Genomic DNA, 13,739 nt, shown 5'->3' with positions numbered 1-13,739 from the left:
ATTCAAGAATAATAGATGGACACCCTCCGGGCCATGCGCACCTTTGTACGAACACTCGAACTGGGCAGCCTGTCCTCTGCAGCGCGCGAACTCGGCACCACGCAGCCGACGGTCAGCAAACTGCTGGCCCAGCTCGAGCAGCATCTGGCCGTGCGGCTATTTCAACGCAGCACCAGAGGCTTGTCGCCAACCGAACAGGGCCGGCAGTTTTACCTGGACGCCAAACTGGTGCTCGACGGGTTCGACGCTGCCGTCGGCACTGTCCAGGGCATGGATGGCCAGCTGTCGGGTCTGCTACGCATCAATGCGCCGGTGGGCCTGGGTCAACACCGGATCAATGCGATCGTTGGGCGCTTTCTGGCAGCGCATCCGGCCGTGGAGATCGAGCTGGTACTGGACGATCGCTACATCGACATGGTCGCAGAAGGCGTGGATATCGCGTTCCGGCTTGGCGGACCGCTGCCGCCGGATGTCACCGGCCGCCACCTGGCCACGATCCCGCGCTCTTTGGCGGCCTCGCCCGCGTATCTGCATCAACGTGGTGTGCCACAGCAGCCGGCCGATCTGGCCGGCCATGACGTCGTGCGCTTTGCCTGGACGCCTGGTACGACGCTCGATCTGCATCGCGGCAATGAAGCGATCCGGGTCCCGGTGCGCAGCCGGTACCGCGTCAACAATGCGCTGGCGATCCGGGAAGCGCTCGTGCTTGGAAGCGGCATCGCCGTCTGTCCCGATTGGCTGATCCACGATTTGTTGACGGGTGGCGAACTGGTTCAGGTGTTGCCAGGCTGGGCCGCTCGCCACCAGGACTTGTACGTGCTGACACCGTCGCGCCGCTACCAGCCGCTGCGCGTAAAGACGTTCATCGATTTCACGGTGGAACAATTCAGGCAGCTGGGCGGGTTTCATGTGGCGATGCCGGCGCCGGCAAGCGATCGACTGTCTGCGTCAATGGCTGGCTAACGGCGGATCGATCTCCAGCGCCATGCGCGCTTTCTACGTCGCCGCAGGCGTAATGAAGGCAGACAGGCGCACCTGCCCGAATTCACGCAGCAGCGTCCCGGCCGCCTGGGCCATGGCCACTTCAAGTGCGCCGTTGATGGCCTGTTCCTGTGGGCAGCCCGGATGATCGACATTTGCGCCGATCGCGAAGATCACGGGTTCTTCCAGCGCCTGGTAGACGTCGAGCACCGTGATGTCGTCGGGATTGACGGCCAATACCCAGCCACCATTACGCCCCGAGGTCGATGTCACATACCCGGCCGCGCGCAGCCCACCCATCATCCGGCGCACAAGCACGGGATTGGTATTGAGCATGACAGCAAGTTCCTCGGAACTCGTGGTGTTCGTGCGACCGTGAATATGGCTCAGGACGTGCAGCATGCGCGCCAGTCTGAAGTCTGCTCTCATTTGTTGAAACCCTCCTGACGCCATGATACCGAAACTTCAGGAGTATCGATATCCTCCGAGAGTGAATGCAATTCGTCGAGTTTCAGTTTGGAGGGCTGTGATCGGACGTGCGTGTGGTAGCGCACCCACCCATGACGACACATGCGCTATGCTAAAAGCACATTACATTACGAAAGCAATCATGTCCCTGAATAACGCCGTCGTCTGGCTCGACCACACCAAAGCCCAAGTCATCCACTTCGACAAGAATGCGTCGGAATCGGAATCGATGAAAACGCACTCGACCCACCCGCATCCTCACCAGAAGCATGGTGACAATCACGTCAACGGCGACGATAACACGCTGTTCTACAAGGACATCGCTGCTGCACTGACTGACAGCGAGCAGATCCTGGTGGTCGGCCCGGCCGAAGAAAAGAAAGCGTTTGTCAGCTACCTGACGAGCAAGATGCCGGCGATCGCCGACAAGATCAAGGCAGTGGAGACCGTGGATCATCCATCGGAAGCCCAGCTGCTTGCCTACGCACGCGAACATTTCATCAGCAGCGGCGGCATGCAGTAAATCGCTGCCAGTCGTTCAGCGCCAGCGCGCGACTAACCCGCTTGCCATGACGGCACAGCGGGTTTTTTAACGCCTGCGCATTAACCGCAACTTCAGCAGTATCAATTCAGGTACCTAAGCTGGTGGCCGGTTTCGCGCCCGAAACTGCGCTGCCTTGTGACGATTGCCGCACAGCGCCATGCTGCACCAGCGCCTCCGGTGCGACTTCGTGCGGTCGTAGAACCATAGAACGCAGTCCGGATGCTCGCACTGCCTGACGAGCGCGAAATCACCATCGGCCAGCAATGTCGCCACGGCCTCGGCCAGGGTCCCCAACGCTCGGGCCGGTGATGGCGCTGCACCCTGTCGCACAAGCCTCGGCTGCGCCTCGTCCCACGCCAGAACGGGCGTCGACGCCATCGCCTTCAGATACTGGTTGAGCGGCGCAGGATCGCCGCGCTTTCCCTGCGTGCGGCGCGTGATCAAATCCCGGGCGGCAGCGCGCAGTACCGTCGCTTCGCCCAGGAAGTCGGCCGCGAGAGATCCGGGCTGCAAGCCCGGATCGATACCGCAACGTTCCAGCCAGACCAGCAAGGCATCGATGTCGCGCCAAAAATCCTGTTGCGCAGCGCCCGTACCAGCTTCGGTATTGAGCATGTCAAGTGCCAGGTGGTCGGCGATCAGCGGCGCCACCTCGAGTTCAATGTGCGTTGTGTCTGCCATCCTGCTCCCCATTTAGATAACCTTCAATATTATACTTGAAGGGTTACTCAAAACGTGCAAGAATGCGCCAATAACCTGTAAAAACAGTTTTTGTGGTTATTCAAAATCATGCGTCCAAGGAGAAATCTAATGTCTCACCCGTCTTCCCCATCCCCCACCGTGGCCACACCGGTCGTACGCTACAACACGATCGACATCGATGGCACCCACGTGTTCTACCGCGAAGCCGGCCCCGCTGACGCGCCCGCCGTCCTGCTGCTGCATGGTTTCGGGGCGTCATCGCACATGTTCCGCGACCTGATCCCGGCGCTGGCCGCCAACTATCGCGTGATTGCGCCCGACCTGCCAGGCTTCGGCATGACGCGCACCGACCCCAATTTCGCCTTCACGTTCGCGCATCTTGCGGACGTCATCGACGCCTTCACAGTTGCCGTGGGTCTGGATAGCTATGCGATCTATGTCTTCGACTACGGCGCCCCGGTTGGCTGGCGTCTGGCGGTGCGCCATCCGGAACGCATCACCGCGCTCGTCTCCCAGAACGGCAATGGCTACGAAGAAGGCCTGAGCCCGGGCTGGGCGCCGATGCGCGCCGCGTGGGCCGATCCGAGTCCCGCGAACCGCGAAGCGCTCCGAACATTCAATTCGTTCGAGATGACGAAGTGGCAGTACACGGAAGGCGTCCAGGATGTCTCCCGTGTTGCGCCCGACGGCTACGCGCTGGCATTCGGCGCCACCGAGCGTATCGGGGTCGATGCACAACTCGATTTGATGGTCGTCTACGGACAGAACATCGCGCAGTACGCCCAGCTGCACGCGTACTTCCGCCAATACCAACCGCCGCTACTGGCGATCTGGGGCAAAAACGATCCATTCTTCGTGCCGGCGGGCGCGCACGCGTTCGTGCGCGATCTGCCGCATGCGGAGGTGCGTTTTCTCGACACGGGTCACTTTGCGCTGGAAACCCACGGCCCCGAAATCGCCGATGCCATGCGCGGTTTTCTCGACCAGCACGTCAGGAAAAATCGCGAGAATATGCAATAACGGTCAGACCGTGCGTTCCGCGCACATCGCCATTGCCACCATCTGCTGCTCGCGCATCAGGCGATACGAAATCGACATCTCGCGCATCAGGCACATGAAACTGGTCGCCAATGCCAGTATCGCGCCAATGAAACTGGCAGCGATCAGATGGACGAGTGGCAGGCCGGTGGCGTCACCGAGAAACAGCATGGCGATCACCATGCAGATCAGCAGGCCACACAGGGTGGTGGCGGCAATGGCAATATTGATCAGGTTCGAGCGGCGGTGCAGATTGCTCAGCGCTGCCACACACTCGGCATCGACGCATTTGACCGCGCGATCTTCGAGCAAGCGCATCTGGTCGATGATGCGCCCAAGCCGGTTGGTCAGCACGATCAGCACGATGCTCACACCGGCAAGCAGGAACACGGGCGCGATGGCCAGCTGGATGACCTGACCGATATCGCCGAGCTGGATGTTCATTGCAATGCCGTCCATGGAGGGAAAGATGACGGCAGTGTAGCAGTATCAATATGCAAAACACGAGAGACAAGCAACGCTTCACCCCGACCAGATAGTGCCAAACTGTGTGACATGGCGAACAGGCAGAATGCTGCCTCGCCTGCTAGCATCAGACTGTTGCAATAAAAACACGTCGATGCCATGCAGACTCCCGTTTCAACTTCCCCTGGACTGACCACGCTGCGCAGCAGCCTGGCCAGTCTCGCCGGGATACCCCCGTTAGATGCACTCGTCCAACTCGCCCAGGGCGGCCACACACGTCTTCCCCTGCCCGGCCATGGCGCGACGCTCGGTCGCTGGCAGGCGCTGGCCGCCGTCGGCGCACATGACCTGCCTCTGGCCAAGGTGTTCGAGGGTCACACGGACGCCGTGGCCATCCTGTACGAAGCGAAAGCGCAGGTGCTTGCGGACATGCCCGAAGCTACCTGGGGCACCTGGTGTGCGGAGCCGCCGGATGCACGCCTCGAACTGCTTCCGGCGCAGGACGGCCATATTCTGCGCGGCCGCAAGGCCTGGTGCTCGGGCGCCCACGGTGTCACGCATGCGGTGGTCAGTTGCTGGGATCCGGACGGCGCGCCGATGCTGGCCGCAGTCGACCTGCGCCAGCGCGGCGTGCGCGTGACCGACGATGGCTGGAACGCGGTCGGCATGCGCGCCACGGCCAGTGTCGACGTCTGGTTCGACGATGTGGTGGCGACGCCGCTGGCGGGCCCGGGCTTCTATGTCGAGCGGGCCGGCTTCTGGCAAGGCGGCGCGGGCGTGGCTGCATGCTGGTTTGGCGCCGCCACGCGCCTGGCCGATGCGCTGCGTGAACGACTCGCCGAGCGCAGCGACGCGCATCGCCTGGCGCAATTGGGCGAGGTCTCAGTAGCGTTGCAGGGCTGCGCCGCGCTGATCCGCGAAGCAGCGGCCGTCATCGACAATGCTCCCGGCGTCAATGCGATGCGCACCGCGATGACGGTACGACTGAGCGTCGAAGCCACCGCCAACACGGTGCTGCACGCCGTGGGCCGCGCACTGGGCGCTGGTCCACTGTGCAAGGACGCCACCCTTGCGCAGCTGTATGCCGATCTGCCGGTCTTCATGCGCCAGAGTCATGCCGAGCGTGACCTGGAAGCTGTCGGCAAGCTGGTCGCGGCGCTGGAGATTGCACCATGGACCTTATAAACCGCTCGCGGCATATCGGCGGCACTGGCCCGGCAGCGAGCGACTGGGCGCGCGACGCCGCGCTGGCCGCGGTCGTGCCGATCACGCTCGACGAGCTGATTCCGCCCGGCGCGCGCGTGGTCGTGGTCGCGCCCCATCCCGATGACGAAATCCTGACCTGCGGCGCCTTGCTGCATCTGGTCGCCGCGCGGGGCGACGCGCCGCTGATCGTGGCAGTCACCGATGGTGAAGGCAGCCATCCCGGCTCGCCGGCGTGGCCACCGGAACGCCTGCGCCACGCACGCACTGATGAAACCAATGCGGCCCTGGCCCACCTGGGCATCGACGCCAGCCGCGTGCGGCGACTGCATATTCCCGATGGCGGCGTCACCGCTGCCGCACCGGAACTCGAGCGCCAGCTGGCGGCCATCATCGAGCCGGGCGACATCGTCGTCACGACCTGGCGCTTCGATGGCCATCCCGACCACGAATCGACGGCGCTGGCCTGCAGCACCGTCGCGGGTCAGCGCGGCGCCCGCGTGCTGCAGGCGCCGGTCTGGGGCTGGCACTGGAGTGCGCCGGGCGACGGGGCGATGCCCTTGCACCAGGCGCGCAAGTTGCCCGTGCCGGCCAACGCACTGGCACGCAAGCGTGCCGCCCTCGGGTGCTTTCACAGCCAGATCGAGGGCGACGCCAGTAGCGGCGCGGCGCCCATCCTGCCGGCGTTTGCAATGGAACGCCTCCTGCACCCCTTTGAGCTTTATTTTCCCGACCATGCGTGACGCCCAACCTCTGGCCCATTTCGAAACCCTGTACACCGCATCGGACGACCCTTGGGATGTGCGCGGCGCCTGGTATGAACAGCGCAAGCGCGCGATCCTGCTCGCCAGCCTGGGCAAACGACGCTACCGCAGCGCGTTCGAGCCTGGCTGCGGCAATGGTGAAATGAGCATCGCGCTGAGCGCGCGCTGCGAGCGCCTGCTGGCCTGCGACGGCGCGGCCAGCGCGCTGGACGCAGCAGGCCGCCGCGTACCCGACGCCGCCACGCGCGGTATCCGCTTCGAGACGCGTCGCCTGCCGGTCGACTGGCCGCTGGACGACACCTTCGACCTGATCGTGCTGAGCGAACTGGCGTATTACTTCGACGAGGACGCGATCAACTCGATGCTGATGGCCGCCGCAGCCAACCTGGCGCCGGATGGCGAACTGGTGCTGTGTCATTACCTGCACGACTTCGACGACCGTATTACACCAACCGCGACCGTGCACGCAATTGCCGACGCATTGCCCGGCGTGCGGCGCGCGCTGCACCATCGCGACGAGGCATTCGTGCTGGACATCTGGCGCCCGCTCGCATCGACACAGGGAGACCGCGCATGATCGGCGTCGCGATCCCCGCCCACAACGAAGAAGCATGCCTGGGCGCCTGCCTTCAGGCTGTCCTGCACGCGGCGACGCATGTGCAGCTGGCTGGCGAACCGGTGCTGGTGTGCGTCGTGCTCGACGCCTGCGACGATGGCACCGCCGCTGTCGTGCGCGGATGGCAGGCGGCGTTCACGCTGGCCGGTTGCCGGCTCGATGCACTGGAAATCTCGGCGCGCCAGGTAGGCAGCGCGCGCGCGACGGGCGCACTGCACCTGATTGCCGCCGAGGCGCGCTGGCTGGCATTCACCGATGCGGATACGCGCGTCTCGCCGCAATGGCTGGCCATGCAGGTCGCGCTGGGCGCCGACGTCGTGTGCGGCTCGGTGGCGGTCGACGACTGGTCGCCCCACGCCGCCAAGGCGCAACTGCTGCGCGAACATTTTGCGCGCACTTACCACGACCGCGACGATCATCGCCACATTCACGGCGCGAACCTGGGCGTGTGCGCGCTGGCCTATCAGGCGGCCGGGGGGTTTGCCGCAGTGGCCTGCCATGAAGACGTGCTGCTGGTGCGGGCGCTGGAACTGTCGGGCGCGCGCTTCGCCTGGAGCGCGCTGCCACGCGTGTTTACCAGCGCCAGGCTCGATGCGCGGGCACGCGGCGGCTTTGGCGACACCTTGTTGGCCGTGACCTGCGAGATGGAAGCGGCCCTCCCGACGACCTGAGTGTCGTCAGGAACGTACTGCCAACCCGTCAACGCAGATGAGCCTCAGTCAGTCGGCGAGTGGCCCGGCGGCCTGCAGCAATCTGCATGCCGTCCACCAGCAGCTGCGCCGCCCAGCGGAACACTGTGTTTTGACTGACCATCCCGCGCATTGCACGCAGCTCTTAGAGTTGCCGTTCATCTCATGGGGTGGGCTATGTTCGATACTCGGCGCCACAATGAATGCAGACAAAGCACTTCCGGAACACGACACTCATCACAACGCCCGCCCAGCCTTGAGCGCGAGACTGGCTGAGCGAGGCCGGATGCGGCGGTTTGAAACCCTGGATAGTGGGATGCTTGGAGCAACCAGGGCATTTGTGCAGAAACGCTAGCATCACGTGTACACCTGCCGCCAGAAAAAAAGCCCAGAGCGCTACATCTACGGCAGGTTTCAGAGCGTACATGCCAACCGCTTGTAACACCCACAGAACGCCTGTCAGCCCCATGAAAAACCACGTGACCAAGACGCTAATCGAGTCAGCGCGTATATGGCCGACCTTTGGGTATTCCGAAGGAATCATCTTAGTAAAATCAAAAAGACGTTTAAGGGCCAGAAAATGCGAACGACGGCTTCTGGCCGAACCGAGCCGTTCAGCTGAGCATATCAGGTCACTAGATTGAAAAGTTCAAGTCTGACCGCGACAGGCCGAAAACGATCCAAAGCAGACTTAGACACCGCAACGAGGTACTGAATGATCCAGTGCGTGAGCTTGGGCATGGCTTGATCCTCGGACATTTGTGAAAGTTCGCTTTTAGCCGAAGCCGGCCTATAGGCTGAGCATAGCAGCTTGCCAAACTGAACAATTCACGGACTGTCACGAGGGACCGGTTTACTCCAGGACGGAATCCTGTCGGTCGGTCGAGGCCGCATACCCAGAGCGCCTCAAGCCGCCAACAACAGGGTCAGGTAATGGTCTGCCAGCAGCGCGCCGAACAGCAGCGCCAGATACACGATCGACCAGGCAAATGCCTTGCGGGCGATCGCGTCGCTGTAATGCTTGTGGACCAGCCACCCGTAACGCAGGAACACGGCGTTCAGCGCGCACGCGCAGGCGAGGTAAAACAGACCGCTCATCCCGACCGCCCAGGGCAGCGCGGTCCCGAGTGCCAGCGCCACGCTGTAACGCCATACCTGCTGACCGGTATGTGCCATGCCGTGCGTGATCGGCAGCATCGGCAGGCCGGAGCGGGCGTAGTCATCGCGCCGCGCCATCGCCAGCGCCCAGAAATGCGGCGGCGTCCACAAAAAGATGATCAACACCAGCAGCCAGGCCTCGATCGGCACGCCATTGGCGACCGCGGCCCAGCCCAGTGCTGGCGGCATGGCGCCGGCAAACCCGCCGATCACGATGTTCTGCGGTGTGGCGGGTTTCAGCAGCAAGGTGTAGATGAAGGCGTAGCCGACGAAGGTCGCGAGCGTCAGCCACATCGTCAGCGGATTGACCTGCGTGTACAGCAAGGCCGCGCCGGCGCCGCCCAGCGCCAGCGAAAACACCACCGTATGCAGTGGGCCGAGGTCACCGCGTGCGGTGGCGCGCCGGGCCGTACGGCTCATCCGTGCGTCGACCCGCGCTTCCAACAGGCAATTGACGGCAAAAGCGGCGCCGGCGAGCAGCCAGATACCGGCGGCGCTGTACAGCAACACGGACCAGGCGGGTGCGCCATCGGTGGCCAGCAGGCTGCCAATGACGGCGCAGAACACGGTCAGCAGCGTCACGCGCGGCTTGGTCAGCGTCCAGTACTGACCGGCACGCTGCACCAGGCCAGCCGCGGGCGACGCGCTGGCAACGACGTCAGGGATAGCCAGCGCGGCCGGCGGGATTTCGACAACTTTTGAATTCGACATGATCGGGCGACCGCTGCGGGCAGGTGGTCAGTTCACAGAACCCGTCATGCTAGAGGAAATCGGCGGCGCGACCAACGGGCAATTTGTCCTACTTGCCAAGCGAGCCACATGCGCGCCGCCAGTCAATCCGTCTCAGCGCACCTGGTTTGCGCGAGCATCGACCGCATGATCGCGACCTGGATCCAGGGCCGCCACCCGGTGCCTCAACACGACTGCCTGCAGACTGCACAGCGCCACGTAAGCCAGCAGTTCGACCAGTTCTTCGAAGACCTGCGCCCGCGACGCGACCAGATCGAGATGGCACGACATATGCCCCTCGGCGCAGGTCGAGCCCACGGCCGCGCCGAGCGCCACGAACAGCAGCAGCCACGGCGCGCTGCGTACGAACGCCAGGCGCACCACCTCGTCGATGCGGTAATGCCAGGCGGTGTACGCGAGCCAGCCGATCAGCAGCGCCGCACCCGGCCAGACCAGCGGCTGAAACCACAGCGGCTCGGGCGGCAGCGCCCTGCCCGCCGCATCGAACCCGGGCACGGCGCGCCAGGCGCGGCCCCAGCTGAGCTCACGGCCCGCCAGCAGTAGCCAGACGGGTGCGGCCCACAGCGCCAGCATCGCCGTGCGTTCGGGCCGCCGGCGCAAGAACACCACCACCGCCAGTACAAAGCCGCTCAGCAACACCACCACCTGAGCGTTTTCCAGGACGCCTGCCTCGCGGCCCCACGCCAGCGGCAGGAGCAAGCTCACGGGATAACCAGCCACGAGTGCCGCCAGCAGCGCCCACTGCGCCGGGCGCATCTTCGCCCACAAAAATAATCGCCCCATCGTCTCTCCGTTTACACAATTGTTGCCCATCTGAATGGGCTGATTCGCAATTGTACGAATTGGCATGTCGCGCACGATTGGTTTTTCGAGAAATGCGACGGGCTTGCCGTGTATTTATTGCTACCAGGTGCAACGGAAGTGTCACATCCGCGCAGATTCCTTGACACGTCTTGAGCCGCTCGGTTACCTTATGGTTAACAATTGCCATATAGCAATTATAACGATCCCGGTCGGCGAGCATGACCGGGGCATGCGGAAAGCACGTTTGTAGTTCACCCATTGACGTTCATACCAAGGAGTTCCACCATGGATCAACTGCCTCGCGGGCAGTCGTCACGCCGCATCCGCATGCCCGGCCTGCCGTACGCGCCCACCCTGCTGCTTTCGGTATTACTCACCGGTTGCGGCGGCGGCAATGGCGAGTCGCCTGTCGCCGTCATGCAAAACGCCAGCGCCAGCCTGTTCAGGACCGTGGCCGGCGTCTTCGCCAGCACCGAGACGGCGCTCACCCCGGTCAAGGCCCAGGCCAGCTCGGCTGAGCGGCCAGATCTCGATGGGCCGGCGGCGATCGACCATGATGCCGGCACGCGCTGGGGCAGCCGTTTCACCGACGATGAATCCCTGACGCTCGACTACGGTGCGACGCAGACGATCACCCGCGTGCGGATCGACTGGGAAGCGGCCCACGCCAGCGCCTACCTGCTGCAAGTGTCGGAGGACGGCGGCAGCTGGACCACCATCAAGACCGTCACCGACAGCGTCGGCGGCGTTGAGGATTTCACGGGTCTGAACGGCCAGGGCCGCTACCTGCGCATGAAAGGTGTCAAGCGCGCCGGGCAGTATGGTTATTCGATCCTCGAGATCCAGGCGTTCACCGGCACCCCGGCCGCGCCAACACCCGACCCGGACCTGCCAGCGCCACAGCTGCCGATCGACCTGACCCACCCCGGCGTGGCCGTCAAGCCCGTCGCTGCAACCTCGTCGACACCCGAAAACGGCGGCATGGCGGCCGGCATGGCCATCGACGGCAAGCCCGGCACACGCTGGTCGAGCCGGCCGGAAGACGGCGCCTGGATCAACTTCGATTTCGGCGCGCCCACGGCAATCGGCTACATGAAGCTGAACTGGGAACAATCGTACGGCAAGGTCTATACGGTGCTCACGTCGAACGATGGCGTGACGTGGACGCAGCTGCGCCATGTCGGCACCGGCAAGGGCGGCGTCGAGGAATTCTTCAACCTGGGCTTCCAGGCCCGCTACCTGCGCCTGCAGGGCGTGGCCCGCGCCACGCAATACGGCTACTCGCTGTTCGAAGTCGAGTTCAAGTCGCCGGGCAGCGACAACACGCTGCCCGATGCGCCGACGTCGGCCGTGGCGTTCCCGGCCAATGGCGGCGCGCTGAGCCCGCTGCCTGGCAGCGCCGAGCCGATCGAATCGCTGCAATTCACGCTCGCGGACGGCACGCTGGTGACGCGCTTTGGCGCCCGCGGCCTTGCGCGCCATGGCCGCGAGCGCGGCGAAGACTGGAACGAGATCGGCTACGGCCCGAACGACACGGTCGACCCGGCCACCGGCCTGCCGCTCGACAAGGGTCCGGGCAACTACCTGACGTTCGTGCCGCAGTACCACAAGAACCGCACCTGGGGCGTCGAGATCATCGACAACAGCCGCGTCGCGGGCGTCACGCAACCGATGCTGGTCGTGAACCAGTACACGACGGTCGACTTCCTCAAGGGCGGCGTTGCCTTCTTCCGCCAGTTCGACGAACCGCATTCGACCGGCTATGGCTGGATGCGGCCCGGCGAACTGGTCGACAACGATATCCCGATCTGCAAGCCGACGCCGTACCCGCAGAACAACCGGCTGGCCAGCGCCAACGGCATCAATGGCGGCTGCACCTTGCTGGTCAAGGATTACCCGGGCCACAGCGAACTCAATAGCGAAGGCTTCAGGACCGGCCGCAGCGTGCCGGGGCGGCCGCTCGTGAAGGGCGACATCATTGAAGTCTCGCCGTCCTACTTCACCACGCGCGAGGCATTGGGCGCGCTGGGCGACACGGGCGGCATCCGCTACTACTCGCAGGAATGGAGCTACGTCGTCGGCCAGGGCCTGCGCCCATGGTACGGCGTACAGCCGCGCCTGAACTCGGTGCCGCTGCCGGATGAGGTACTGTCCGGCGGCATTGGCTCGGTGTCGTACAACTACAGCGACAATGGCCTGTTCATGTTCCAGCAGCCGCACAACAACGTCGGCATGCAGAACATGCAGCGCTTCGTCGAAGGCCGCCGCCTGCTGCACACCAACTTCACCACCGGCGAGCACAATGAAGCGGGCAACGACCGGTATGCAGCGGCAGTGGGTCTGCAGGGCAGCCGCTTCAACCAGTCGGCCTGTATTGCCTGCCACGTCGGCAACGGTCGCAGCCCGGCGCCAGCGGCGATCAACCAGCGCCTCGATGGCATGGCGGTGCGTGTGGCGCGCGTCGGTCCGCAAGGCCAGCAACTGCCGCATCCCACCTACGGCACCACGGTGCAGATGAATGCGGTCTCGAGCAACGGCACGCCGCAGAACTGGGGCACCGGCGTGCGCGTGACGGGCTTCGACACCCGCGTTGTCCAGCTGGCGGACGGCACGAACGTCGAACTGCGCAAGCCGACCATCGCCTTTGACGGCCCGGTACCGGAGACCGTCTCGCTGCGCGCGGCCCAGCCGATGATCGGCACCGGCCTGCTCGAAGCCATTCCCGAGGCCGACATCCTGGCACGCGTGCGCGCAAATCCGGACGGCGACGGCGTGCGCGGCACGGCCAACTTCGTGTTCGATCCGGAAACCGGCGCCGTGCGCCTGGGCCGCTTCGGCTGGAAAGCGTCGAAGGCCACGCTGCGCCACCAGGCGGCGTCGGCGCTGCTGGCCGACATGGCCGTGACCTCGCCCGTCTACCCGAGCCTTGCCTGCGACGCCAACCCGGCCGCCTGCGCCACGGCGCAGCGCCAGCGCGGGATCTCGGAAGCGGAGCTGCAGTCGATCTCCAACTATCTGGCACTGCTGGCCGTACCGGCCCAGCGCAGCCTGGCGAGCGGCTTCCCGAAAGGCGTCGCGCCGCTCGACGAGCACCGGGTCGACACGCGCCAGGTCGCCACCGGCCAGAAGCTGTTCGAGACGATGCGCTGCGTGGCCTGCCACACGGCGTCGATGAAGACCGGTGCGAACCACCAGTTCGCCGAACTGCGCGACCAGACCATCCGGCCGTACACCGACCTGCTGCTGCACGATATGGGCCCGGGACTGGCGGACAACTACGTCGAAGGCCAGGCCACCGGCAGCATGTGGCGCACCGCCCCACTGTGGGGCATCGGCTACAGCGACAAGGTGATGGGCAAGGATGGCAAGGTCGGCTACCTGCATGACGGCCGCGCACGCACCTTGAGCGAAGCCATCCTGTGGCACGACGGCGAGGCCGCTGCCGCGCGCAAGCGCTTCGAGAAGCTGGCAACGACCGAACGCGAGGCGTTGCTGGCGTTCCTGCGCTCGCTGTAATGTCACATCCGCTGTGACGATGGCGCCGGGTTCGCAGCCCG

The 13,739-nt window shown here is 64.6% G+C and carries 13 protein-coding genes; 8 read left to right on the top strand and 5 right to left on the bottom strand.

Annotated features, from left to right (window positions below; all coding sequences use genetic code 11):
- Nucleotides 1-15: 15 nt before the first annotated feature.
- Nucleotides 16-963: a LysR family transcriptional regulator gene (locus tag AC56LY_RS08240; protein WP_499578234.1), complete on the top strand. Its 948-nt coding sequence runs from the start codon at nt 16-18 to the stop codon at nt 961-963.
- Nucleotides 964-996: 33 nt separating this feature from the next.
- On the opposite strand, the gene AC56LY_RS08235 is transcribed toward AC56LY_RS08240, so the two are convergent.
- A complete protein-coding gene (locus AC56LY_RS08235; protein WP_499578232.1) occupies nt 997-1,410 on the bottom strand; it encodes an Rrf2 family transcriptional regulator in 414 nt (137 codons plus the stop codon).
- 181 nt (nt 1,411-1,591) lie between these two features.
- Between AC56LY_RS08235 and AC56LY_RS08230 the strand changes: the two genes are divergently transcribed.
- Complete coding sequence (locus tag AC56LY_RS08230) at nt 1,592-1,972, top strand: translational machinery protein (RefSeq protein WP_499578230.1); 381 nt, start codon at nt 1,592-1,594, stop codon at nt 1,970-1,972.
- Nucleotides 1,973-2,086: 114 nt separating this feature from the next.
- Here AC56LY_RS08230 and AC56LY_RS08225 read toward each other — a convergent pair whose 3' ends face one another.
- Nucleotides 2,087-2,674 (bottom strand): CGNR zinc finger domain-containing protein, encoded by a 588-nt coding sequence (locus tag AC56LY_RS08225; RefSeq protein WP_499578228.1) that lies wholly within the window; start codon nt 2,672-2,674, stop codon nt 2,087-2,089.
- 129 nt (nt 2,675-2,803) lie between these two features.
- On the opposite strand from AC56LY_RS08225, the gene AC56LY_RS08220 reads away from it, so the two are divergent.
- Nucleotides 2,804-3,715 (top strand): alpha/beta fold hydrolase, encoded by a 912-nt coding sequence (locus tag AC56LY_RS08220; RefSeq protein WP_499578226.1) that lies wholly within the window; start codon nt 2,804-2,806, stop codon nt 3,713-3,715.
- 3 nt (nt 3,716-3,718) lie between these two features.
- Here AC56LY_RS08220 and AC56LY_RS08215 read toward each other — a convergent pair whose 3' ends face one another.
- The gene (locus tag AC56LY_RS08215) at nt 3,719-4,177 is read right to left on the bottom strand and encodes a DUF2721 domain-containing protein (RefSeq protein ID WP_499578224.1); all 459 of its coding nucleotides are present in this window, start codon (nt 4,175-4,177) and stop codon (nt 3,719-3,721) included.
- A 180-nt stretch (nt 4,178-4,357) separates the two neighbouring features.
- Here AC56LY_RS08215 and AC56LY_RS08210 point away from each other — a divergent pair, with 180 nt between their 5' ends.
- From AC56LY_RS08210 to AC56LY_RS08195, 4 genes are read left to right on the top strand one after another with little or no spacing between them, the layout of a single operon-like run.
- Nucleotides 4,358-5,383: an acyl-CoA dehydrogenase family protein gene (locus AC56LY_RS08210; RefSeq protein ID WP_499578222.1), complete on the top strand. Its 1,026-nt coding sequence runs from the start codon at nt 4,358-4,360 to the stop codon at nt 5,381-5,383.
- Complete coding sequence (locus tag AC56LY_RS08205) at nt 5,371-6,144, top strand: PIG-L deacetylase family protein (protein WP_499578219.1); 774 nt, start codon at nt 5,371-5,373, stop codon at nt 6,142-6,144. The genes AC56LY_RS08210 and AC56LY_RS08205 overlap by 13 nt, the downstream gene beginning before the upstream one ends.
- Complete coding sequence (locus AC56LY_RS08200) at nt 6,137-6,742, top strand: SAM-dependent methyltransferase (protein ID WP_499578217.1); 606 nt, start codon at nt 6,137-6,139, stop codon at nt 6,740-6,742. The genes AC56LY_RS08205 and AC56LY_RS08200 overlap by 8 nt, the downstream gene beginning before the upstream one ends.
- On the top strand, nt 6,739-7,452 hold the full coding sequence (locus AC56LY_RS08195; protein WP_499578214.1) for a glycosyltransferase family 2 protein: 714 nt from the start codon (nt 6,739-6,741) through the stop codon (nt 7,450-7,452). The genes AC56LY_RS08200 and AC56LY_RS08195 overlap by 4 nt, the downstream gene beginning before the upstream one ends.
- Nucleotides 7,453-8,376: 924 nt before the next feature.
- Here the strand turns inward: AC56LY_RS08195 and cyoE are convergent.
- Both cyoE and AC56LY_RS08185 read right to left on the bottom strand, forming a co-directional pair.
- Nucleotides 8,377-9,339 carry a heme o synthase gene (cyoE, locus tag AC56LY_RS08190; protein WP_499578211.1) on the bottom strand — a complete coding sequence of 321 codons (963 nt, stop codon included), beginning with the start codon at nt 9,337-9,339 and terminating at the stop codon, nt 8,377-8,379.
- Nucleotides 9,340-9,471: 132 nt separating this feature from the next.
- Entirely contained in the window at nt 9,472-10,161 is a 690-nt protein-coding gene (locus AC56LY_RS08185; RefSeq protein ID WP_499578209.1) for a hypothetical protein, read from the bottom strand.
- A gap of 306 nt (nt 10,162-10,467) precedes the next feature.
- Between AC56LY_RS08185 and AC56LY_RS08180 the strand changes: the two genes are divergently transcribed.
- Complete coding sequence (locus tag AC56LY_RS08180) at nt 10,468-13,698, top strand: di-heme oxidoredictase family protein (protein WP_499578206.1); 3,231 nt, start codon at nt 10,468-10,470, stop codon at nt 13,696-13,698.
- Nucleotides 13,699-13,739 lie beyond the last annotated feature (41 nt).

The sequence above is a fragment of the Telluria sp. ZT3P25 genome (assembly GCF_059685895.1).
Note: the sequence above shows the minus strand (reverse complement) of the source record. Positions and strands in the feature narration are given on the sequence as shown.

What these genes read in the sequence shown, in the direction of transcription:
- AC56LY_RS08240 (WP_499578234.1), top strand. Translation starts at nt 16, where the DNA reads ATGGACACCCTCCGGGCCATGCGCACCTTTGTACGAACACTCGAACTG.
- AC56LY_RS08235 (WP_499578232.1), bottom strand. Translation starts at nt 1,410, where the DNA reads ATGAGAGCAGACTTCAGACTGGCGCGCATGCTGCACGTCCTGAGCCAT.
- AC56LY_RS08230 (WP_499578230.1), top strand. Translation starts at nt 1,592, where the DNA reads ATGTCCCTGAATAACGCCGTCGTCTGGCTCGACCACACCAAAGCCCAA.
- AC56LY_RS08225 (WP_499578228.1), bottom strand. Translation starts at nt 2,674, where the DNA reads ATGGCAGACACAACGCACATTGAACTCGAGGTGGCGCCGCTGATCGCC.
- AC56LY_RS08220 (WP_499578226.1), top strand. Translation starts at nt 2,804, where the DNA reads ATGTCTCACCCGTCTTCCCCATCCCCCACCGTGGCCACACCGGTCGTA.
- AC56LY_RS08215 (WP_499578224.1), bottom strand. Translation starts at nt 4,177, where the DNA reads ATGAACATCCAGCTCGGCGATATCGGTCAGGTCATCCAGCTGGCCATC.
- AC56LY_RS08210 (WP_499578222.1), top strand. Translation starts at nt 4,358, where the DNA reads ATGCAGACTCCCGTTTCAACTTCCCCTGGACTGACCACGCTGCGCAGC.
- AC56LY_RS08205 (WP_499578219.1), top strand. Translation starts at nt 5,371, where the DNA reads ATGGACCTTATAAACCGCTCGCGGCATATCGGCGGCACTGGCCCGGCA.
- AC56LY_RS08200 (WP_499578217.1), top strand. Translation starts at nt 6,137, where the DNA reads ATGCGTGACGCCCAACCTCTGGCCCATTTCGAAACCCTGTACACCGCA.
- AC56LY_RS08195 (WP_499578214.1), top strand. Translation starts at nt 6,739, where the DNA reads ATGATCGGCGTCGCGATCCCCGCCCACAACGAAGAAGCATGCCTGGGC.
- cyoE (WP_499578211.1), bottom strand. Translation starts at nt 9,339, where the DNA reads ATGTCGAATTCAAAAGTTGTCGAAATCCCGCCGGCCGCGCTGGCTATC.
- AC56LY_RS08185 (WP_499578209.1), bottom strand. Translation starts at nt 10,161, where the DNA reads ATGGGGCGATTATTTTTGTGGGCGAAGATGCGCCCGGCGCAGTGGGCG.
- AC56LY_RS08180 (WP_499578206.1), top strand. Translation starts at nt 10,468, where the DNA reads ATGGATCAACTGCCTCGCGGGCAGTCGTCACGCCGCATCCGCATGCCC.